This window comes from Limnohabitans radicicola (genome assembly GCF_014837235.1).
Classification (GTDB): domain Bacteria; phylum Pseudomonadota; class Gammaproteobacteria; order Burkholderiales; family Burkholderiaceae_C; genus Limnohabitans_A; species Limnohabitans_A radicicola.
The window spans coordinates 19,660-40,963 of the sequence record NZ_JACYFT010000003.1 but is presented as its reverse complement, the minus strand read 5'-3'; the positions used below and the strand labels follow the sequence as shown (position 1 = coordinate 40,963).

The 21,304-nt window shown below is 59.3% G+C and carries 16 protein-coding genes, 2 tRNA genes, 3 rRNA genes and 1 other RNA gene; 6 read left to right on the top strand and 16 right to left on the bottom strand.

The window, feature by feature from the left end; genetic code table 11:
* Complete coding sequence (gene mraZ, locus IC609_RS12800; protein ID WP_191820221.1) at positions 1-429, bottom strand: division/cell wall cluster transcriptional repressor MraZ; 429 nt, start codon at positions 427-429, stop codon at positions 1-3.
* A 179-nt stretch (positions 430-608) separates the two neighbouring features.
* On the opposite strand from mraZ, the gene IC609_RS12795 reads away from it, so the two are divergent.
* A complete protein-coding gene (locus IC609_RS12795) occupies positions 609-752 on the top strand; it encodes a hypothetical protein (RefSeq protein WP_191819914.1) in 144 nt (47 codons plus the stop codon).
* Between the two features lie 20 nt (positions 753-772).
* Here the strand turns inward: IC609_RS12795 and dksA are convergent, their stop codons facing one another.
* The 6 genes from dksA to dapF form a co-directional block, all read right to left on the bottom strand.
* Entirely contained in the window at positions 773-1,906 is a 1,134-nt protein-coding gene (gene dksA, locus IC609_RS12790; RefSeq protein ID WP_333473698.1) for an RNA polymerase-binding protein DksA, read from the bottom strand.
* A 227-nt stretch (positions 1,907-2,133) separates the two neighbouring features.
* Positions 2,134-3,258: a CobW family GTP-binding protein gene (locus IC609_RS12785; RefSeq protein WP_191819913.1), complete on the bottom strand. Its 1,125-nt coding sequence runs from the start codon at positions 3,256-3,258 to the stop codon at positions 2,134-2,136.
* Between the two features lie 81 nt (positions 3,259-3,339).
* Positions 3,340-4,521: a class I SAM-dependent rRNA methyltransferase gene (locus IC609_RS12780; protein WP_191819912.1), complete on the bottom strand. Its 1,182-nt coding sequence runs from the start codon at positions 4,519-4,521 to the stop codon at positions 3,340-3,342.
* Positions 4,522-4,567: 46 nt separating this feature from the next.
* The gene (locus IC609_RS12775; protein ID WP_191820219.1) at positions 4,568-5,554 is read right to left on the bottom strand and encodes a tyrosine recombinase XerC; all 987 of its coding nucleotides are present in this window, start codon (positions 5,552-5,554) and stop codon (positions 4,568-4,570) included.
* A gap of 40 nt (positions 5,555-5,594) precedes the next feature.
* Positions 5,595-6,284 (bottom strand): DUF484 family protein, encoded by a 690-nt coding sequence (locus IC609_RS12770; RefSeq protein WP_191819911.1) that lies wholly within the window; start codon positions 6,282-6,284, stop codon positions 5,595-5,597.
* A gap of 22 nt (positions 6,285-6,306) precedes the next feature.
* Positions 6,307-7,185 (bottom strand): diaminopimelate epimerase, encoded by an 879-nt coding sequence (dapF, locus tag IC609_RS12765; RefSeq protein ID WP_191819910.1) that lies wholly within the window; start codon positions 7,183-7,185, stop codon positions 6,307-6,309.
* Between the two features lie 37 nt (positions 7,186-7,222).
* On the opposite strand from dapF, the gene IC609_RS12760 reads away from it, so the two are divergent.
* The 3 genes from IC609_RS12760 (at position 7,223) to IC609_RS12750 (ending at position 10,271) form a co-directional block, all read left to right on the top strand.
* A complete protein-coding gene (locus tag IC609_RS12760; protein WP_191819909.1) occupies positions 7,223-8,857 on the top strand; it encodes an MBL fold metallo-hydrolase in 1,635 nt (544 codons plus the stop codon).
* A complete protein-coding gene (locus IC609_RS12755; protein ID WP_191819908.1) occupies positions 8,854-9,540 on the top strand; it encodes a S4 domain-containing protein in 687 nt (228 codons plus the stop codon). The genes IC609_RS12760 and IC609_RS12755 overlap by 4 nt, the downstream gene beginning before the upstream one ends.
* Before the next feature lie 206 nt (positions 9,541-9,746).
* Positions 9,747-10,271: an Rrf2 family transcriptional regulator gene (locus tag IC609_RS12750; protein ID WP_191819907.1), complete on the top strand. Its 525-nt coding sequence runs from the start codon at positions 9,747-9,749 to the stop codon at positions 10,269-10,271.
* A 71-nt stretch (positions 10,272-10,342) separates the two neighbouring features.
* Here IC609_RS12750 and rnpB read toward each other — a convergent pair.
* Positions 10,343-10,670: RNase P RNA component class A (rnpB, locus tag IC609_RS12745), an RNA gene on the bottom strand.
* Positions 10,671-10,773: 103 nt separating this feature from the next.
* Between rnpB and cysK the strand changes: the two genes are divergently transcribed.
* Together cysK and IC609_RS12735 are read left to right on the top strand one after the other, a co-directional pair.
* The gene (gene cysK / locus IC609_RS12740; protein ID WP_191819906.1) at positions 10,774-11,691 is read left to right on the top strand and encodes a cysteine synthase A; all 918 of its coding nucleotides are present in this window, start codon (positions 10,774-10,776) and stop codon (positions 11,689-11,691) included.
* Positions 11,692-11,777: 86 nt separating this feature from the next.
* A complete protein-coding gene (locus IC609_RS12735) occupies positions 11,778-13,592 on the top strand; it encodes an NAD(P)/FAD-dependent oxidoreductase (RefSeq protein ID WP_191819905.1) in 1,815 nt (604 codons plus the stop codon).
* 4 nt (positions 13,593-13,596) lie between these two features.
* On the opposite strand, the gene IC609_RS12730 is transcribed toward IC609_RS12735, so the two are convergent.
* The 8 genes from IC609_RS12730 to IC609_RS12695 form a co-directional block, all read right to left on the bottom strand.
* The gene (locus IC609_RS12730; RefSeq protein ID WP_225224182.1) at positions 13,597-14,253 is read right to left on the bottom strand and encodes a LuxR C-terminal-related transcriptional regulator; all 657 of its coding nucleotides are present in this window, start codon (positions 14,251-14,253) and stop codon (positions 13,597-13,599) included.
* A gap of 101 nt (positions 14,254-14,354) precedes the next feature.
* Positions 14,355-14,648 carry a hypothetical protein gene (locus IC609_RS12725; protein WP_191819904.1) on the bottom strand — a complete coding sequence of 98 codons (294 nt, stop codon included), beginning with the start codon at positions 14,646-14,648 and terminating at the stop codon, positions 14,355-14,357.
* Positions 14,649-14,695: 47 nt separating this feature from the next.
* Entirely contained in the window at positions 14,696-15,349 is a 654-nt protein-coding gene (locus IC609_RS12720; RefSeq protein WP_191819903.1) for a response regulator transcription factor, read from the bottom strand.
* A 187-nt stretch (positions 15,350-15,536) separates the two neighbouring features.
* Positions 15,537-15,649, bottom strand: a 5S ribosomal RNA gene (rrf, locus tag IC609_RS12715).
* A gap of 146 nt (positions 15,650-15,795) precedes the next feature.
* Positions 15,796-18,673: ribosomal RNA gene (locus IC609_RS12710) — 23S ribosomal RNA — on the bottom strand.
* A 417-nt stretch (positions 18,674-19,090) separates the two neighbouring features.
* Positions 19,091-19,166: transfer RNA gene (locus IC609_RS12705), tRNA-Ala, on the bottom strand.
* Between the two features lie 20 nt (positions 19,167-19,186).
* Positions 19,187-19,263: transfer RNA gene (locus IC609_RS12700), tRNA-Ile, on the bottom strand.
* A gap of 97 nt (positions 19,264-19,360) precedes the next feature.
* Positions 19,361-20,895 (bottom strand): 16S ribosomal RNA (locus tag IC609_RS12695).
* The 16S, 23S and 5S rRNA genes sit together here with 2 tRNA genes alongside, the layout of an rRNA operon.
* Positions 20,896-21,304 lie beyond the last annotated feature (409 nt).

Genomic DNA, 21,304 nt, shown 5'->3' with positions numbered 1-21,304 from the left:
TCAGAACGAGAAGTCCTTGAACACATCGGGCATCTCGCCCTGCATCGCCTGGGCTTCTTGCGCGTCGTAGGTGGCCTTGTCCCAGAGCTCGAAGTGGTTGCCCATGCCCAGCAGCACAGCATCCTTGGAAATGCCGGCCGCCTGGCGCAACTCGGGAGAGATCAACACGCGTCCGGTGCCATCCATGTCGACGTCCATGGCGTTGCCCAGAAAAATCCGCTTCCACCACTGGGCCGACATGGGCAACTGGGCAATGCGCTCGCGGAATTTTTCCCACTCGGGACGAGGGAACACCATCAGGCAGCCGTGCGGGTGCTTGGTGATGGTCAGCTGCCCCTGCGCGGTGGCGCTCAGGACGTCACGGTGCCGGGTCGGCACAGACAACCGTCCCTTGGCATCCAGACTCAGCGACGAAGCCCCTTGAAACACCACAAACACCTTTTTTCAGTGAACCCGCAATCCATGGGCACTTTTTCCCACTTAATTGCACTTTTTTGCACTGTATCAGGAAATGGTGCATCCGCAAGCACCCCGCTCAGAATTTTTTCAATGAAATCAACAGCTTACAAGCGAAATCGAACAAATGAGCAGGCAAATTTTCCATATAAATGAGTGACTTACAAGCCCCTCTGAAAGTAACGCCTGAAGGATTTTCAAATCAGCAAAAAACACAAAATTATTTAAAGCATCAAGCACAAGTCAGCTTCCCAGCGCTTGCGGGCATGAAAAAAGCCCCTCGCAAGGGGCTTTGAAAAATATGCAGGCGAAGGGATCAATCGCCGAACATTTTTTGTTTGAGCTCACGGCGTTGCTGCGCTTCCAGCGACAAGGTGGCGGTGGGGCGGGCCAGCAGGCGACCCACGCCGATGGGCTCGCCGGTTTCATCGCAGTAGCCGTAATCGCCTGCATCGATGCGGATGATCGATTGCTCGATCTTCTTGAGCAGCTTGCGCTCACGGTCGCGTGTGCGCAACTCAAGCGCGTGCTCTTCTTCGATCGTGGCACGGTCTGCAGGATCGGGCACCACCACGGTGTCTTCGCGCAGGTGCTCGGTGGTCTCGCCAGCATTGGCCAGGATGTCCTGCTTGAGGCCCACCAGCTTGCGGCGAAAGTAGGCCATCTGCAAATCGTTCATGTACTCGCTGTCGGGCATGGCCAGGATCTCGGCGTCCGAGAGCTGGTCAACCGTTTTGGTTTTCCAGTTGTTGGCCAGCTTGGCGTCTTTTTTGACAGGGAACACAGGGGCAGAAACAACGGAAGTGGACATGCTGGGTAAATAACTGGCTTTGGCTGCCGTCGACGCCACCGCAGGCGGCAAGGACGGCACCGTGATCTGGGCCAGACGCGCCGAGGGGCGCGTGGACCGGACCGGTTGATCGGAGGCCACAGGGGCTGCCGCAGGAACAGGTGCCTTGGAGACCGGGGTCTTGGCAGGCTCGACTTTTTTCACAGACTCTTTCTTGGCAGAAGCGACCGCCTGGGCTTTGACCGGCGAGGGCTTCTTGGGAACAGCGGCGGCCTTCACAGGTGCCGCTGGGGCCACCGCTTTCGCGGCGGGTTTGGCCTTGGCCACCGGCTTGGCGGCGGCTTTGGGCGTAGCAACAGGTTGGGTTGCTTTTTTCGCCGGTGCGGCCTTGGCCGCAGGCTTGACGGCTTTCACCGGTTTGGCAGGCACCGCTTTCTTAGCGGGCGCAGTTTTGGCAGCAACACCTTGAGGGGCCACCGCTTTTTTCACGGGCGTGACTTTGCTGGCCGGCTTTTTGGCAGGCACCGCTTTGGCCGCGACCTTGGCTTTGGCGACCGGCTTCACAGGCGCCTTGGCTGCCGGCTTTTTCGGGCTGGCGACCACCTTGGCTTTGGCCTTGGGGGCTGCAGCCTTGGCTGCTTTTTTGGCGGGCGTCTTCACGTCTTGTCTCCTAGCCGTGTTGCGGGGCAGGCCTCAGCCTCCTGCCATCGAATGACAAATGATCCGGGGTCCTGGTCATCTGCATGGGTAAAACCCTGTTGGTCGACCTTCTGGGGTTCGCCGCCCTCCCAAAAGGGAGGCCGTCAGGCGGGCGATTGTAGCGACTGAAACTGGCAAATTCCCGGATGCAGCAGATTAAAGACAGCTTATGGGAAAAAGAAACCGATTCAGGCCGCGACCAGGCACTGTTCCAACCCCTGCAGGAGGATATCTTTCGGCAAATCGATGCCAATGAACACCATCTTGCTCACTTTCACTTCGCCATCGGCCCACATCGGCCCCAGGTCGCTGCCCATGAGTTGGTGCACGCCCTGGAAGATCACCTTGCGCTCGGTGCCACGCATGTTCAGCACCCCCTTGTAGCGCAGCATCTTGGGGCCATAGATGTTGACGATGGCCCCCAGAAAGTCCTCCAGCTTGGCAGGATCGAAAGCCCGCTCGGACTTGAAGACAAAACTCTTGACATCGTCATCATGATGATGGTGGTGGCCGTGCCCGTGGCTGTGTTCATGGGCATGTGAGGGGTGATTGCAATGCTCGCCATGTTCGTGGTCATGGTGGTCGTGTCCATGGCCATGGTCGTGCTGGTGCGAAGGATGGTCGCAATGCTCACCATGCGCATGGTCATGGTGGTCATCGCTCAGGAAGTCCGGGTCGATGTCGAGTTTGGCGTTCAGGTTAAAGCCCTTGAGGTCAAACACCTCGCCCAAGGCCACTTCCCCGAAATGCACCACCTTTTGCGGCGCACGCGGGTTCATGTGCTTGAGGCGGTGCTGCAACGCATCCAGTTCCTGGGCCGACACCAGATCGGCCTTGCTGATGAAGATCTGGTCGGCAAAGCCCACCTGACGCTGGGCTTCGACCCGGTCGTTGAGCTGCTGCGCCGCGTGCTTGGCATCCACCAAAGTCAAAATGGAGTCGAGCAGGAAAGTCTCGGCGATCTCGTCGTCCATGAAGAAGGTCTGCGCCACCGGGCCGGGGTCGGCCAGGCCCGTGGTCTCGATCACCACGCGCTCAAAATTCAGCAAACCCTTGCGGCGCTTGGCGGCCAGCAGCTGCAGCGTGGCGCGCAAGTCCTCGCGGATGGTGCAGCAGATGCAACCGTTGCTCATTTGGATGATCTGCTCATCGGTCTCGGACACCAGGATGTCGTTGTCGATGTTTTCCTCACCAAACTCGTTCTCGATGATGGCGATCTTCTGGCCATGGGCCTCGGTCAACACCCGTTTGAGCAGCGTGGTCTTGCCCGAGCCGAGGAAGCCGGTGAGGATGGTGGCAGGAATGAGGGCCATGCAGGTCTCCGAAAAATCGACGAAACAAAAGAGGTGGGGAGTGTATCGGGCTCTTCAAGGCCTTGCCGGCCCTGGCCGCGCTCACTTGCGCACAACGACCAAGCCCTTGAGGTACTCCCCCTCAGGAAAGTTCACCGTCATCGGGTGATCGGGCGCGCCTTGCAAGCGCTCGCTGATGAAGCCGTCCACCCCGGCATCGGTGCCTGCCGAAGCCACGATCTTGTGGAACAGGTCGGCACTGATGCCGCCCGAGCAGGAATAGGTGAACAACTCGCCCCCGGGCACCAGCAGCTTGAAGGCCAGGCGGTTGATGTCCTTGTAGGCGCGGGCAGCGCGCTCGGCATGCGCGGCCGTGGGTGCGAACTTGGGGGGGTCCAACACGATGGCGTCAAAGGTCTCGCCCGCCTCGATGAAGGCACGCAGGCTGGCGTTCACATCTGCATCCATGAAGCGGGTGCGGGAGGCATCAAAGCCGTTGAGCCGCACATGCGCCGCAGCACGCTCGAGCGCCGGGCCGGACGAGTCGATGGACGTGACATGCCCCGCCCCACCTGACAGGGCCGCGATGGTGAAGCCCCCGGTATAGCAGTAGCAGTTGAGCACCTTGCCAAACTGGCGGTGGCGCGTGTGCTGTGCAAAGCGCTGGCGGCTGTCGCGCTGGTCCAGATAAAACCCGGTCTTGTGCCCGGTGGCCACGTCCAGCGTGAGTTGCCAGTCGTGCTCGCGGATGGTCAGCTCGGTCTCGCCCGAACCACGCAACCAGCCCGTGACTTCGGGCAGGCCTTCGAGGCTGCGCACGCTGGCGTCCGAGCGCTCGTACAAGCGCGACAGGCCCGTGACCTGCAGCAGCGCATCGGCAACCGCCTGCTTGAAACGCTCGGTGCCGCAACTGGTGAACTGCGCCACCAGGGTGTCGCCATAGCGGTCCACGATCAGGCCGGGCAGGCCATCGGCCTCGCCATGCACCAGGCGCAGGCCGTCGCTTTGGATGTCAAACCACTGACGGGCCGCCACGGCCTGGGCCACGCGCTCCTGAATGAAGCGGGCGTCGATGCGCTGGCCTTCGTCGAAACTCCAGACACGTGCCTTGATGCGCGAGCTCGGGCTGAACGCGGCCCAGCCCAGGAATTGCCCGGACGACGACTCGATGCGCACCGTCTCACCCGCGTCAGCGCCACCTTTGGCGATGGCGGAGTCAAACACCCAGGGGTGGCGGCGCAGCAAGGAGCGTTCCTTGCCTTCTTTGAGTCGGAGAATTTTCATGGGGCTATTGTCGTTGAGACCCGCCGCCCACAGGTCAGGCCACGGGCTAGCCCTTGCGTTTGGCCCGGGGGTGCGCCGCGTCGTAGGCCTTGGCCAGGTGCTGGAAATCCAGCCGGGTGTACACCTGCGTGGTGGTGATGTTGGCGTGGCCCAGCAGCTCCTGCACCGCACGCAGGTCGCCGCTGGACTGCAGCACATGGCTGGCAAACGAGTGGCGCAGCATGTGCGGGTGCACCGGGGTGGCGAGCCCTGCCAGCAGGCTGCGGCGTTTGAGCCGCTGCCAGATGGACTGCGCGGTCAGCCGCGTGCCATGCCGCCCGGCAAACAGCGCCAGCGACGCGCTGGAGGCCCCCGGCACGGGCGCGTTCAGCATGCCTGTGACCTGGCTGCGCACCGCCAGCCAGCGCTCGAGCGCCGCCAGCGCCTGCGAGCCCATGGGCACGGTGCGGCGCTTGCCGCCTTTGCCCTGGACCTGCACTTCGCCCGCTTGCAGATCGACCCAGCCCCGCCCCTGCTGGAGCGCCGTGTCACTGGGCACCACATCGAGTCCGGTCAGCTCACCCACGCGCAGCCCGCAGCCATAGAGCAGCTCGACCATGGCGGCGTCGCGGGCTTCGAGCCAGGGGGCGTCCTGCGCCTCTTCGTGTTCGGCCAGTTGCACCGCCTCGTCCACCCCCAGCGCCTTGGGCAAGGGCTTGGCCACCTTGGGGGCACGCACGCCTTGCACCGGGTTGCTGCTGACACGCCCTTCGCGGCCCAGCCAGGTGTAAAAACCACGCCAGCCCGACAGGATCAGGGCAATGCCCCGGCCGCTGCGCCCTGCGCTGTGCATCTGCGCCACCCAGCGACGGATGTGGATGGGCTGCACCGCGGTCAGGGCCACAGAGGCCTCGGCGGCCATGGCACTCAGGCGCTCCAGGTCCAGCCGGTACAGGGTGCAGGTGCGCTCGGCCAGGCGTTTTTCAAAACGCACATGGTCCAGATAGCGCAAGGCCAGCGGGTCGAGCGACACGCTGACGCCTTGGCTGGGCATGGGGGGGGTTGCGTCGTTCAAGCCAACGCCCTCGCGGGGTTCAGGCCTCTTGCGCGCGCAGCACCGACAAAGCCGCGCCCGCCAGTTCAGCCAGGCGCTCCAGCAACTCGGTGCCCATCTGGCTGTTGAACCGCTGGGCATCGGGCGAGGCCAGCACCAGAAGGCCGAACGCCGCTTGCCCAGGGGCCGGACGCAAAGCCATCAGCGCCAGCGATGCCGCTTGAGCGGGCTGCTCCAGCCACTGCACAGCCTCAAAGCCGGTGTTGGTGCCGACGTAGGGCGTCTCCAGTGCTGCGGCCTGTTCGCGCACGGCGTCGGTCACGCCCTGGGCGTACACCGCCTCGGCGTGGGCCTCGTTCACACCCCACAGCCGCAGCGCCACCTGGGGCACCTGAAAGAGTTCACGGATGTTGTCGACGGCAAAAGCCGCCATTTCGTCGGCGCGCGCCACCAGCAGCTCGCAGGCCCAGCGGTGCAACTTGTCGGTGAGGATCATGTTCTCGTTGCCGTGCCGGATCATGTCCATGATGCGGTGCTCCAGCGACTTGATTTTGTCGCGCAGCATTTGCGCCTGACGCTCCTGCAAGCTCACCGCGCGGTGGCTTTGCGGGTGTGTGAGCTGCACCGAGGCCAGCAAGGAGGCATGGCGCTCAAAAAAATCGGGCGTGTTGGCCAGGTAATTGGCGATGTCGTCTTCGGTGATCGGGGCCATGGGTGGCTGGGTCGTCATGGTGTCAGGTCCTCAATGCGTCTCAAAGTTCAGGAATGTCGATTTCGCCGTCGAACACGGGTGTGGCCGGGCCGGTCATCATCACCGGGTTGTCGGCCTGGCCCGCCCACTCGATGGTGAGCACGCCGCCGTGGGTCTGCACATCGACGCAGCTGTCCAGCCACCCCTGGCGAATGCCCGCCACCACGGCAGCGCAGGCCCCGGTGCCGCAGGCCAGCGTTTCGCCCGCACCGCGCTCGAACACGCGCAGCCGGATCTGGCTGCGCGAGACGATCTGCATGAAGCCCGCATTCACACGCCGGGGAAAAGCCGGGTGGTTTTCGATCAGCGGGCCTTGGGTCAGCACCGGGGCCGTGTCGACGTTCTCTACCCGCTGCACCGCGTGCGGGTTGCCCATCGAGACCACCGCCACGCGTGCGATGGCGGGGGCCATGCCCTGCCCGCCGAGCACCAGATCAAACACCGGCCAGCCGTTGACCTGGTCGCTGACGAGACCGATGGGGTTGAAGGGCACGCGGTCCCAGTCGAAGACGGGCGCACCCATATTGACCGTCACACGCCCATCGGGGTTCATGCGCAGCTCGATCTCGCCTTGCTGAACCTTGACACGCACAGCGGTTTTGTCGGTCAAGCCCTTGTCGCGCACATAGCGCACGAAGCAGCGCGCGCCATTGCCGCAGTGCTCGACCTCGCCGCCGTCGGCGTTGTGGATCACGTATTCAAAGTCCAGCCCGGCACGTGGCGCAGGGCGCACACTCAGGATCTGATCGGCACCCACGCCAAAGTGGCGGTCGGCCAGGAAACGGTACTGCGCTGTGGACAAGCCCAGCAAGCCTCGGGTTTCGTCCAGCACGACAAAGTCGTTGCCAGCACCTTGCATTTTGGTGAAGCGGATTCGCATCTGTCGATTATCACTGGAAGGCCACTCATAATGGCGCATGGTCCGATCCTCCCAACTCCTGCACCCCCAACGCGAACCCGTGGCCCTGCGCCCGGCCGCCACTGTTTTGCTGCTGCGCGACAGCCCCGTAGGGCTGGAGGTGCTGATGACGCGCCGCTCGATGACGGCCAGCTTTGCGCCGGGCGCCTATGTTTTCCCAGGTGGAGGCGTGGACCCTGCCGATGCCGCAGCCCACAGCCAATCGAGCCGCCGTCCTGGTCAGAACGACCTGCACCTGACGCAGGCCATTGCCGCCATCCGCGAAAGCTTTGAGGAGCTGGGCGTGCTGTTCGCGCGCCACGCCGATGGCCGCTGGGCCGACGAAGCCGACATTGCCGCCCTGGACCGCAAAGCCCCGTTTGCCGCGCAGTGCGCGGCGCGCGGGCTGCATCTGGCGGCTGACCAGGTGTTCATCCTGGCGCACTGGATCACCGACCGCGACCTGCCACGCCGTTTTGATGTGCCGTTTCTGGTGGCCCGCATGCCCGAAGGGCAAACGCCCGTGGCCGACGAGGCCGAGCAGTTCGAGCCCGTCTGGGTGCGCCCGCAAGACGCCCTCGCCCGCCACGAGGCCGGGCAGTTCTTCATCATCTTCCCAACCATCCGCACACTGGAGCGACTGAAAGCATTCCACACGGTGGACGAGGTGCTGGCCGCCTGCGCCGCCACCGAAGAGCCCCTGTGGACCAGCTGCCCGCGCGGCGGCTGGCTGGCTGGGCGCGAGGTGCGCTACATGGAGCACGAAAGCGCCTTTGGCGAGCTGGCCCTGGTGAGCCCCGACGGCCAGATCGTGCACCACCTGGACTGGCAAAGCGAACAAGCCGTCACCTTGCTCAAAAACGTGCAGCGCCTGACCGCGCCCAACCCCGGCGTGATGACCGGCCCCGGCACCAACAGTTACCTGGTGGGCGATCCGCACACGGGCTTCATCGCCATCGACCCCGGCCCGGCCGACCCTGACCATCTGGAGCGCCTGTGGCGCGCTGCAGGCGGTCAGATTCGTTTCATCGTCTGTACCCACTCGCACTCCGACCACTCTCCGGGTGCGGCCCCACTGCAAGCCCTGTGCGACGCGAAGCCTCCGATTCTGGGCCTGGCATCGCGCCCAACCGCGCGCGCCAACAGCCAGTTCACGCCTGACCGCGAACTGGCCGACGGCGAGCGGCTGGTGCTCGAGGGCGGTGGCGCCACGCACACCCTGCGCGCCATCCACACCCCGGGTCACGCCGCCAACCACGTCTGCTTGGTGCTCGAAGAGGACGGCCTGCTGTTCTCGGGAGACCATGTGCTCAACGGCAGCACCACGGTGATCGACCCGCCGGACGGGCACATGGGCGACTATCTGGCGTCGCTCGACAAACTGGCGGCAGCTTGCGACGATCACACCATCGACTTCATCCTGCCTGCGCACGGCCATGTGCTGGGCGATGCCCGGCAAGCCATCACCCAGCTCAAGGCCCACCGCCTCAAGCGCGAAGCCAAGATCGCGTCAGCCATGCAGGCCTTGCCGCACGGCACGCTGCAAGACTGGGTGGAAAAAGCCTACGATGATGTGCCCCCGCGCTTGTGGCCGGTGGCGGCGCGTTCGTTGCAGGCGCATGTGGACCACATCCGCGAGGGCGTGGGCGCATGAGCGCCAACGACGAAGGTGTGCGCCTGGCCAAACGGGTGGCGGCAACGCAAAACTGCTCCCGCCGCGAGGCCGAAGCCCTGATTTTTGCCGGAGCCGTGCAGGTCAATGGGCAGGTGGTGACCGATCCGGCCCGGCGCGTTCAGGACGAAACTGTGCAGGTGGACCGGCTGGCGCACCACAGCACCCAGCAAGCCCTGACGCTGGTGGCCTGCCAGCGCCCCGATGCGCCGCTGACGCTGGCGGCGCTGCAAGCCCAGGTCCGCAGCGAAAACCGCCCTGAATGGCGACCCGAACGGCTGGCCAGGCTGCAAGCGGTGCTGCCGCTGCCCCGGGGCGCGAGCGGTTTGTGCGTGTTTTCAGAAGACCCCGGCGTCTTGCGACACCTGCAAGACCCGCGCGCCCCGCTGGAGCAGGAGTGGCTGGCCACCGTCCGCGGCACAGTGGCACCCGAGACCCTGCAAAAGATGCAGTTTCCGGGCTTTCGCGTCAGCCTGAACCACCAGACCGATGCGCAGGCGGTGCTTCGCATCGCGGGCAAAGCGGCTCAAGGCAGTGGTTTTGCCCAATGGCTGGCCGAGCAACTGCCACTGCTGGAGCTGCGTCGCCAGCGCATTGGCCGCCTGGGCTTGGCCCCGCTCAGCGCGGGCGCGTGGCGGGCGCTGACGCCTGGCGAACGGTTCTGAAGGCCTCAGTGGCGAGTTCCAGGTCCGGCATTTACATATTCCAACAATTGCGCCGGGGGGATTTACCCTTGAATTGCGACGGGTCACCCCCAACTGCTCACCCAGTCTGAGAAAATGAAGTGCCTGACTTCCAGGCCCACAAGGCTTGAAAATCGTCAAGCCATCCCACTCAGAGGGGGACAAATGAACGCTTCAAGGAGATCACCATGCGTTTGAGCACCAAAAGCCGATTTGCAGTCACCGCCATGATCGATGTGGCGCTGCGGGAAGACCGTGGCCCCGTGTCACTGGCCGCCATCAGTGAGCGCCACCAGATTTCGCTGTCTTACCTGGAGCAGCTCTTCAGCAAACTGCGTCAGCAAGCCCTGGTGGAAAGCACCCGTGGCCCGGGCGGTGGCTACTCGCTGGCCCGCCATGCCGACAAGATCACCATGGCTGACATCGTGGCCGCCGTGGACGCCCCCTCGGCCGAAGAGCTGGCTGCCGAAGGCGGCTGGATGAACAGCGAGCTGTGGGCGAGCCTGAACGACAAGATGCTGGCCCACTTGCAGTCGATCAGTTTGCGCCAGCTGGTGTCTGAGCAGCGCGCCAAAGGCGTGGCCGTGGAGCCCGCGCCTGCGCCCTCCGTCAAGCGCGGTGTGTTTGCCAAGCCCAAGGCGGCACCCATGAAGATCACAGCGCCCAATTCGGTGTTCGCCTTGGCGGGCAGCCTGATGCCTTCGCGCGGCTGATTCTGAGCGGCGTTGTGCCACGCCCCCACAAAAAAACCCGCCTCGGCGGGTTTTTTTGCGGCTTGAAAAAAGTGTGAAGCTCGCCGATAAGCCGGATTCTGTGCACAGCGGTTGCCCGCTGTGTGACCGCCATTACTCTGGGCCGGGGGTCGCCCACCCGGCTCGATGCTACCTACCCGCACACTCTCCGGAGCCAGATCAACGTGTGCCTACTTGGTATTGCTGCGCGCAGAGATTGCCCGTTTCACCCGCTGCGGTTGCCCACAGCGACTCGTCTCTGTTGCTCTGATCCTCACCTCACGGTGGAGAGGTGTTACCTCCTGCGCTGTCCTGTGCAGTCCGGACGTTCCTCCAGTGCCTCCTTTCGGAGATTGCACCAGCGGCGGTCTGGCGAGCTTCACACACCAATTATCGCCTGCGGGCATAAGCTCATGCCCATCAAGGTCTGAAGTTTCACGCACAATGGCCGCATATTCTTCCTTTTCAGACTGGAGAGACGACCATGAAAGCCCACAACATCCTCGCCACCATCGGCAACACCCCCCACGTGCGCATCAACCGACTGTTTGGCGCAGGCGCCAATGTGTGGGTCAAGTCCGAGCGCAGCAATCCCGGCGGCTCGGTCAAGGACCGCATCGCGCTGGCGATGATCGAAGACGCTGAAAAGTCCGGGGCCTTGAAACCCGGTGGCACCATCATCGAGCCCACCTCGGGCAACACCGGCATTGGCCTGGCCATGGTCGCGGCCGTCAAGGGCTACAAACTGGTGCTGGTCATGCCCGACAGCATGAGCATCGAACGCCGCCGCCTGATGCTGGCCTATGGCGCGACCTTTGATCTGACCCCGCGCGAAAAGGGCATGAAAGGTGCCATCGCGCGCGCCGAAGAACTGGTGGCCAGCACGCCAGGCGCCTGGATGCCCCAGCAATTTGAGAACCCCGCCAACATCGACGTGCATGTGCGCACCACCGCACAGGAGATCCTGGCCGACTTTCCGGACGGCATTGACGCCCTCATCACCGGCGTGGGCACAGGTGGCCACCTGACGGGCACCGCCCGAGTGCTCAAGGCCAAATTCCCGAACCTCAAGGTGTTTGCGGTCGAGCCTGCGGCTTCGCCCGTCATCTCGGGCGGCGCACCCGCGCCTCACCCCATCCAGGGCATTGGCGCTGGCTTCATCCCCAAGAACCTGGACACGTCCTTGCTGGACGGTGTGATTCAGGTCGATGCCGAAGCCGCACGCGAATACGCCCGCCGCTCGGCCCGCGAAGAAGGCCTGCTGGTCGGCATCTCGTCGGGTGCCACCCTGGCTGCCATCGCGCAAAAGCTGCCTGAGCTGCCTGCGGGCGCTACCGTGTTGGGCTTCAACTACGACACAGGCGAACGCTATTTGTCCATCGAGGGCTTCTTGCCAGCGTGACACGCACGCACTCAGGGTGGGCAGCGCTCTTGCGATCCGTCCTGAGATAATCATGGCTTCTTGCTTGATAACCACAAGCCACGACCATGATCCGAATTTCTGAACTCAAACTCCCTCTGTCGGCCCTGCCGGTCGAGGTTCGTCGCGCCGCCGATGCCCCCACTGAAACCGACGAAGACCGCATCCCGCCCCCTCACCCCGAAGCCGCTTTGCGGCAACTGGCCGCCAAGGCCCTGGACATTGACGTCAGCGACATCGCTACGCTGCACGTGTTCAAGCGCAGCTTTGACGCGCGCAAGGCCGAGTTGCTGGCCGTGTTCATCGTCGACATCTCTCTGAGCCATGCACAGGACGAAGCGGCTGTGCTGCAAAAGTTTGACAAGAACCCGCACATTCAGCCCACCCCTGACATGACCTGGCACCCGCCCTGCCACGCGCCAGCCGACTTTGGCAAGCACGAGGGGGAACGCCCGGTGGTGGTGGGTTTTGGGCCTTGCGGCATGTTTGCCGCGCTGAGTCTGGCGCAGATGGGCTTCAAACCCATCGTGCTCGAACGTGGCAAAACGGTGCGCGAGCGCACCAAAGACACCTGGGGCTTGTGGCGCAAGAAGCAGTTGCACCCAGAGAGCAATGTGCAGTTTGGCGAAGGCGGCGCAGGCACATTCAGTGACGGCAAGCTCTACAGCCAGATCAAAGACCCGCGCCATCTGGGCCGCAAAGTGATGGATGAATTCGTCAAAGCGGGGGCCCCAGCCGACATCCTGTTTGCAGCGCACCCGCACATTGGCACCTTCAAGCTGGTCAAGGTGGTGGAGAACATCCGCGAACAAATCACCGCTCTGGGTGGCGAGATCCGCTTTGAACAGCGTGTGACCGATCTGCTGCTCTCCCCCGCTGAGGACGGATACCAGCTCACGGGCTTGCAGGTGCTGGACCAGAAAACTGGCCACAGTCACCCCCTGGCCACATGCCATGTGGTGCTGGCCTTGGGCCACAGCTCGCGCGACACCTTTGTCATGCTGCACCAACGCGGCGTGGCCTTGCAGGCCAAATCGTTTTCGATTGGCGTGCGCATTGAACATCCGCAAAGCGTGATCGACCAGGCTCGCTGGGGTCGACATGCGGGCCATCCGCTATTGGGTGCAGCCGACTACAAGCTGGTGCACCACGCGCAAAACGGCCGTGCGGTGTACAGCTTCTGCATGTGCCCCGGCGGCACTGTGGTAGCAGCTACGAGCGAGCCCGGCCGCGTGGTGACCAACGGCATGAGCCAGTATTCGCGCAACGAACGCAACGCCAATGCGGGCATGGTGGTGGGCATCGATCCGCCCGACTACCCTCTGGACACCTCTGCCTGGCAAGCCGCTTTTGGCGATGTGAAAGGCGAAAAACTGGCACAAGAAGCCTTGCAGCTGGCCAAGCAAAACCCGCCAGTCCCGCACCCCTTGGCAGGCATTGTGCTGCAGCGCCAACTGGAAAGCCGCGCTTTTGAAGTGGGCGGCGGCACCTACGAAGCCCCAGGCCAATTGGTGGGCGACTTTCTCGCACAACGCCCCTCCAGCCGCTGGGGCAGCGTGCTGCCTTCGTACAAGCCTGGCGTGAAGCTTGGTCAACTGGCCGATGTGTTGCCCGACTACGCGGTGACCGCCATGCGCGAAGCGCTGCCGGTGTTTGGCCGCAAAATCAAAGGCTACGACATGCCGGATGCGGTGATGACGGGTGTTGAAACACGCACCTCCTCACCGCTGAAAATCCCGCGCGGTGACGACTTCCAGAGCATCAATACCTTGGGTCTGTACCCGGCAGGTGAAGGCGCCAGTTACGCGGGCGGTATCTTGTCGGCTGGCGTCGACGGCATCAAGGTAGCCGAGGCTCTGGCCCATCACATCGTGCACGGGTGAACACTCAAATCGCGACCATCTGATTTCGGATGGCATACCTGGTCAAGTCCGCCACTTTGTGCAATCCGATCTTGCGCATGATGTTTCGGCGATGGACTTCGACTGTGCTGGGGGCGATCTGCAAGTTGCGTGCGATTTCCTTGGAAGAGTACCCGTCTGCAATCAAACGCAACACCTGGGATTCGCGGTCTCCCAACACACCGCGCCCAATCGCGCTGGACGATTTGCCGCGTCTGTAACTGTCCAACATGGCAGTGGCTGCACCCTGACATAAATACACTCGCCCCAATGCTGAGGCACGGATACCTTGCATGATTTCTTCCATGCTGCTTGTGGTGGACACATAGGCTTTGGCCCCCGCATCCAGCATTTGGATGATCGAACTGCGATCACAATCGGCCGTCAATGCGACGATGTGCTGCTGGGGGTGATGAATGGCCAGCCAGCGCGTCATGTCCAAGTCCGCCTTGACCTGCGGATTGACGCCCAGCACGATCACGTGCGGCATGGTTTGCTCACACAGCAGTCGTGTGCCCTCATCGTCATTGGCCATCCCCACCAGCTCAATATCCCTGTGGTTTTTCAATACGGATGCGATGCCTTCAGAAATGGTCTTGTGTTTATGCGACAACAGGACTCGAATGGACATTTTTCTCTCCAATCAGAAGGGTGCCTAACATGCGCTGAGTCTAGGATGGACTGTCTCTTGAGAATGTGCGCAGCAATACACAGCGCACCACAAACAACACGCACGATGCACGGTCAGTGGTCTTTGCGTCCTGAGCCGGGTACGTTGCCCGCCCCGTAAAACACATCAATTTCTTTAAGTCGCTCACTTTTGCCGACCGCTTCTTTCAAGTGTTCGTGTGCAATGAATGAATGGTTCTTGGAGAGTTTGGCATGGTGCGATGCCGCCTTGAATGCTCCAGACTCATGATGCCGCGTGGCCTCCTTGTTGCGTTGGTAGGCATATAGCAATTCTTCCGCCGCACGGCGATAGTGCTCTGTGATGACTTTGATGTCATCCGTACCGGCAACCGGTGTTTTCTGTTTCATGGCTCGCTCTGTCATGTTGGTCAATGCATTGAATGGAGTGGACCGACTCATGCCAGCCCGTTGTGCTGCATGTACAGCATCAACGCCATGCGACCTGGACAGTTCAGTTTCTGATAAATGTGGTGCAGATGCAGTTTGGCCGTGCCCTCACTGATGCTGAGTTTGGTCGCTATTTTTTTATTGGGCCACCCTTCGGTGACCATGCGCGCCACGTCCACTTCTCTAGGGGTCAGCATGTGCGTGGCGTGCGCTTTTTTCTTTTGTTGCTCCAGGAGCATGGCCATGGTTCCTTCTGTCAAGTCTCGATCCAGCCAGGCCTGTCCGGCGTGAACCGCATGGATGCAGCGAGCCAAGATGTGTTTGGACTTGCTCTTGGAGACCAAGCCTTTCACCCCCAAGTCGATGACCCGCATCACATCGCCGATGGGCGAAGCCGTGAAAACGATGGGCTGCGTTTTGAAGTTTTGCAGCTGCATCTCCTGGATCAAGGCCAGGCCGCTGCGCTTGCTCAAGGGCAAGTCCAGCACAAGGAAATCAGGTTGGTGCTCGTGAACCGCTCTCAGTGCCGCATCACCATCGGGAGCACAACTGTGAATTTTGAATTCAGTCCACTCCCGCAAGTCATTTTGCAGGCCGTCAAGCATGACGGGGTGCGGGTCAGCCAAAACCAAACCAATCGGCTGTGAGGACGCTGGAACCATGAGGGACTCCTGAAACGATCTGATGGATGACCACCAGCGTAATCAGAAGCTTGAGGCGCATCGATACGCGCAATCCGCTAATGAGTGTACGGACTACAACGTAAGCAATGCAGGAATGTCGAAATACAGGTAGAGAATCACAAAGCAAAACGCCCCACCGGATGGTGGGGCGTTTTGGGCTGATAAAGCCTGACGATGTCCTACTTTCACACGGGAACCCGCACTATCATCGGCGCTAAGTCGTTTCACTGTCCTGTTCGGGATGGGAAGGAGTGGGACCAACTTGCTATGGTCATCAGGCATAACTTGGTGTCATCTTGACTCTTCAATCAAGACAACAAATTCATAGAGCTTCGAATCAGATTTCGGCTTTTCAGCCCGGCCTTTCAGCCTTTTTTGAATGCGTCAACTTGGCATAACTTCCTTGATCTTGCGATCAAAGTTATAGGGTCAAGCCGCACGAGCAATTAGTATCAGTTAGCTTAACGCATTACTGCGCTTCCACACCTGACCTATCAACGTCCTGGTCTTGAACGACTCTTTAGGGGGCTCAAGGCCCCGGCAGATCTCATCTTGAAACGAGTTTCCCGCTTAGATGCTTTCAGCGGTTATCTCTTCCACACTTAGCTACTCGGCAATGCCACTGGCGTGACAACCGATACACCAGAGGTGTGTCCACTCCGGTCCTCTCGTACTAGGAGCAGGCTTCCTCAAATCTGCAGCGCCCACGGAAGATAGGGACCAAACTGTCTCACGACGTTTTAAACCCAGCTCACGTACCTCTTTAAATGGCGAACAGCCATACCCTTGGGACCGGCTACAGCCCCAGGATGAGATGAGCCGACATCGAGGTGCCAAACACCGCCGTCGATATGAACTCTTGGGCGGTATCAGCCTGTTATCCCCAGAGTACCTTTTATCCGTTGAGCGATGGCCCTTCCATACAGAACCACCGGATCACTATGTCCTGCTTTCGCATCTGCTCGACTTGTCAGTCTCGCAGTTAAGCACGCTTATGCCATTGCACTATCGTCACGATGTCCGACCGTAACTAGCGTACCTTCGAACTCCTCCGTTACGCTTTGGGAGGAGACCGCCCCAGTCAAACTGCCTACCATGCACTGTCCCCGATCCAGATAATGGACCTAGGTTAGAACCTCAAACACACCAGGGTGGTATTTCAACGTCGGCTCCACCAAGACTAGCGTCCCGGCTTCAAAGCCTCCCACCTATCCTACACAGATCTGTTCAAAGTCCAATACAAAGCTACAGTAAAGGTTCATGGGGTCTTTCCGTCTTTCCGCGGGGAGATTGCATCATCACAAACATTTCAACTTCGCTGAGTCTCAGGAGGAGACAGTGTGGCCATCGTTACGCCATTCGTGCAGGTCGGAACTTACCCGACAAGGAATTTCGCTACCTTAGGACCGTTATAGTTACGGCCGCCGTTTACTGGGACTTCAATCAAGAGCTTGCACCCCATCATTTAATCTTCCAGCACCGGGCAGGCGTCACACCCTATACGTCCACTTTCGTGTTTGCAGAGTGCTGTGTTTTTATTAAACAGTCGCAGCCACCGATTTTTTGCAACCCCTTTGGGCTCCCTCTGTTCGAGTTCACCTACTTGGGGCATACCTTCTCCCGAAGTTACGGTATCAATTTGCCGAGTTCCTTCTCCTGAGTTCTCTCAAGCGCCTTAGAATACTCATCTCGCGCACCAGTGTCGGTTTGCGGTACGGTCGTCAATAGCTGAAGCTTAGTGGCTTTTCCTGGAAGCAGGGTATCACTCACTTCAGGTGCAAGCACCCTCGTTATCACCCCTCATCTAAGCCCGGCGGATTTGCCTACCAGGCACGACTACAGGCTTGAACAGACATATCCAACAGTCTGCTGAGCTAACCTTCTCCGTCCCCACATCGCACTATTGATCGGTACAGGAATATTGACCTGTTTCCCATCAGCTACGCATCTCTGCCTCGCCTTAGGGGCCGACTCACTCTACGCCGATGAACGTTGCGTAGAAAACCTTGCGCTTACGGCGAGGGGGCTTTTCACCCCCTTTAACGCTACTCATGTCAGCATTCGCACTTCTGATACCTCCAGCATGCTTTACAACACACCTTCACAGGCTTACAGAACGCTCTCCTACCACTCACAGTAAACTGTGAATCCGCAGCTTCGGTAACTGGCTTAGCCCCGTTACATCTTCCGCGCAGGACGACTCGATCAGTGAGCTATTACGCTTTCTTTAAATGATGGCTGCTTCTAAGCCAACATCCTGACTGTTTTAGCCTTCCCACTTCGTTTCCCACTTAGCCAATTTTAGGGACCTTAGCTGGCGGTCTGGGTTGTTTCCCTCTTGAGTCCGGACGTTAGCACCCGGTGCTCTGTCTCCCAAGCTGTACTCATCGGTATTCGGAGTTTGCCTTGGTTTGGTAAGTCGCCATGACCCCCTAGCCAAAACAGTGCTCTACCCCCGATGGTAATACTTGAGGCACTACCTAAATAGTTTTCGGAGAGAACCAGCTATTTCCAAGTTTGTTTAGCCTTTCACCCCTATCCACAGGTCATCCGCTAATTTTGCAACATTAGTCGGTTCGGACCTCCAGTACCTGTTACGGCACCTTCATCCTGCCCATGGATAGATCACTTGGTTTCGGGTCTACACCCAGCGACTGAACGCCCTATTCGGACTCGATTTCTCTACGGCTTCCCTACTCGGTTAACCTTGCCACTGAATGTAAGTCGCTGACCCATTATACAAAAGGTACGCAGTCACCCTTGCGGGCTCCTACTTTTTGTAAGCATGCGGTTTCAGGATCTATTTCACTCCCCTCCCGGGGTTCTTTTCGCCTTTCCCTCACGGTACTTGTTCACTATCGGTCGATGATGAGTATTTAGCCTTGGAGGATGGTCCCCCCATATTCAGACAGGATTTCTCGTGTCCCGCCCTACTTGTCGTTAGCTCAGTACCACACGTTCCTTTTCGCATACGGGACTATCACCCACTATGGTCGGCCTTTCCAGACCGCTTTGCTAAAGATCGTGCTATCACTAACAGGCTTCTCCGATTTCGCTCGCCACTACTTTCGGAATCTCGGTTGATGTCTTTTCCTCGAGCTACTGAGATGTTTCAGTTCACCCGGTTCGCCTCGCATGACTATGTATTCATCATGCGATACCTATTGCTAGGTGGGTTCCCCCATTCAGAAATCTCCGGATCAATGCTTATTTGCCAGCTCCCCGAAGCTTATCGCAGGCTTTCACGTCTTTCGTCGCCTATCATCGCCAAGGCATCCACCACATGCTCTTAGTCACTTGACCCTATAACTTTGATCTCTCTTTCGAGATTTCTCCGCCATTTCAAGGACTGTCTGTCAGGTCTTTCACCTGACGCGTTATGCCGTAATGTGAATAATTCCAGACATCAGGTATTGCTACCTTCTATCAAGAATCGATTCGTCATTACTTGAATTTCAACATGTCTTTCAACACCGTTGAATATTCGTTTTGACGCAATCAAAAAATTGTCATCAGAGGCACGGTCTGCACTAAACCTTTACGAATGTGCAGTTTCCTCTGACAACGCTGATTCGACTCTATGAATTTTTAAAGAACAGCCGTGCGTCTTTCAACGCTTGTCAATCGATCAATATCAATCAACACAAAAACAGCCTTTGCAATCTCTTGCCAAGCAGCTTTTGTTTTGAATGAATCATTTCACGCATGACTCGATAAGAATGGTGGAGGATGACGGGATCGAACCGACGACCCCCTGCTTGCAAAGCAGGTGCTCTCCCAGCTGAGCTAATCCCCCGTGATCTATCCAGGAAGGTATGGTGGGTCTGGTTGGAATCGAACCAACGACCCCCGCCTTATCAAGACGGTGCTCTAACCGACTGAGCTACAGACCCACGCCGGCCGCAATGCTTTGCTTTTTAAGCATCACAGCGACAACCTTCCAACAACCGATAAGTGTGAGCGTTCAACTTAGATGACTAGTGTTTCCAGAAAGGAGGTGATCCAGCCGCACCTTCCGATACGGCTACCTTGTTACGACTTCACCCCAGTCACGAACCCCGCCGTGGTAATCGCCCTCCTTGCGGTTAGGCTAACTACTTCTGGCGAGACCCGCTCCCATGGTGTGACGGGCGGTGTGTACAAGACCCGGGAACGTATTCACCGTGACATTCTGATCCACGATTACTAGCGATTCCGACTTCACGCAGTCGAGTTGCAGACTGCGATCCGGACTACGACTGGTTTTATGGGATTAGCTCCCCCTCGCGGGTTGGCAACCCTTTGTACCAGCCATTGTATGACGTGTGTAGCCCCACCTATAAGGGCCATGAGGACTTGACGTCATCCCCACCTTCCTCCGGTTTGTCACCGGCAGTCTCATTAGAGTGCCCAACTGAATGTAGCAACTAATGACAAGGGTTGCGCTCGTTGCGGGACTTAACCCAACATCTCACGACACGAGCTGACGACAGCCATGCAGCACCTGTGTTACGGCTCTCTTTCGAGCACGAAGCTATCTCTAGCGACTTCCGTACATGTCAAAGGTGGGTAAGGTTTTTCGCGTTGCATCGAATTAAACCACATCATCCACCGCTTGTGCGGGTCCCCGTCAATTCCTTTGAGTTTCAACCTTGCGGCCGTACTCCCCAGGCGGTCAACTTCACGCGTTAGCTTCGTTACTGAGTCAGTGAAGACCCAACAACCAGTTGACATCGTTTAGGGCGTGGACTACCAGGGTATCTAATCCTGTTTGCTCCCCACGCTTTCGTGCATGAGCGTCAGTACAGGCCCAGGGGATTGCCTTCGCCATCGGTGTTCCTCCGCATATCTACGCATTTCACTGCTACACGCGGAATTCCATCCCCCTCTGCCGTACTCTAGCTATACAGTCACAAATGCAGTTCCCAGGTTGAGCCCGGGGATTTCACATCTGTCTTATATAACCGCCTGCGCACGCTTTACGCCCAGTAATTCCGATTAACGCTTGCACCCTACGTATTACCGCGGCTGCTGGCACGTAGTTAGCCGGTGCTTATTCTTACAGTACCGTCATGAGCCCTCCGTATTAGGAAGAGCCTTTTCGTTCTGTACAAAAGCAGTTTACAACCCGAGGGCCTTCATCCTGCACGCGGAATGGCTGGATCAGACTTGCGTCCATTGTCCAAAATTCCCCACTGCTGCCTCCCGTAGGAGTCTGGACCGTGTCTCAGTTCCAGTGTGGCTGGTCGTCCTCTCAGACCAGCTACAGATCGTTGGCTTGGTGAGCCTTTACCCCACCAACTACCTAATCTGATATCGGCCGCTCCAATCGCGCGAGGTCTTGCGATCCCCCGCTTTCATCCGTAGATCGTATGCGGTATTAGCGTAACTTTCGCTACGTTATCCCCCACGACTGGGCACGTTCCGATATATTACTCACCCGTTCGCCACTCGCCACCAGACCGAAGTCCGTGCTGCCGTTCGACTTGCATGTGTAAAGCATTCCGCCAGCGTTCAATCTGAGCCAGGATCAAACTCTATAGTTCGATCTTGATTTTTTCGCTCTTTCGAGCAACTCATAAATTGGAATCGACGCGAACATCATTTCTGATATCCACATCTTTTTTACTTCATGAGCGTTTGTTAGCTAATTAAAGCTAAGTTCCGAAGAACTTGGCCATCACCATCAAACGCCCACGCTTATCGGCTGTAATTTTTTAAAGAACCCAGGCAGCTTGCGCCACCTTTTCTCAAACCCCGCTGCGATCAGCGAAGCCTTAGATCATAACACGCTTTTTGCGTTTTGCTCAAAAGATTTTTCAATCTTCTGAGCAAAACGCCCCACCGGATGGTGGGGCGTTTTGGGCTGATAAAGCCTGACGATGTCCTACTTTCACACGGGAACCCGCACTATCATCGGCGCTAAGTCGTTTCACTGTCCTGTTCGGGATGGGA

Excerpts from the sequence above, each read along its gene's own strand:
- IC609_RS12795 (WP_191819914.1), top strand. The coding sequence starts at position 609 with ATGAGTGACTTACAAGCCCCTCTGAAAGTAACGCCTGAAGGATTTTCA.
- IC609_RS12785 (WP_191819913.1), bottom strand. The coding sequence starts at position 3,258 with ATGGCCCTCATTCCTGCCACCATCCTCACCGGCTTCCTCGGCTCGGGC.
- IC609_RS12780 (WP_191819912.1), bottom strand. The coding sequence starts at position 4,521 with ATGAAAATTCTCCGACTCAAAGAAGGCAAGGAACGCTCCTTGCTGCGC.
- IC609_RS12775 (WP_191820219.1), bottom strand. The coding sequence starts at position 5,554 with ATGCCCAGCCAAGGCGTCAGCGTGTCGCTCGACCCGCTGGCCTTGCGC.
- IC609_RS12770 (WP_191819911.1), bottom strand. The coding sequence starts at position 6,284 with ATGACGACCCAGCCACCCATGGCCCCGATCACCGAAGACGACATCGCC.
- dapF (WP_191819910.1), bottom strand. The coding sequence starts at position 7,185 with ATGCGAATCCGCTTCACCAAAATGCAAGGTGCTGGCAACGACTTTGTC.
- IC609_RS12760 (WP_191819909.1), top strand. The coding sequence starts at position 7,223 with ATGGTCCGATCCTCCCAACTCCTGCACCCCCAACGCGAACCCGTGGCC.
- IC609_RS12755 (WP_191819908.1), top strand. The coding sequence starts at position 8,854 with ATGAGCGCCAACGACGAAGGTGTGCGCCTGGCCAAACGGGTGGCGGCA.
- IC609_RS12750 (WP_191819907.1), top strand. The coding sequence starts at position 9,747 with ATGCGTTTGAGCACCAAAAGCCGATTTGCAGTCACCGCCATGATCGAT.
- cysK (WP_191819906.1), top strand. The coding sequence starts at position 10,774 with ATGAAAGCCCACAACATCCTCGCCACCATCGGCAACACCCCCCACGTG.
- IC609_RS12735 (WP_191819905.1), top strand. The coding sequence starts at position 11,778 with ATGATCCGAATTTCTGAACTCAAACTCCCTCTGTCGGCCCTGCCGGTC.
- IC609_RS12725 (WP_191819904.1), bottom strand. The coding sequence starts at position 14,648 with ATGAAACAGAAAACACCGGTTGCCGGTACGGATGACATCAAAGTCATC.
- IC609_RS12720 (WP_191819903.1), bottom strand. The coding sequence starts at position 15,349 with ATGGTTCCAGCGTCCTCACAGCCGATTGGTTTGGTTTTGGCTGACCCG.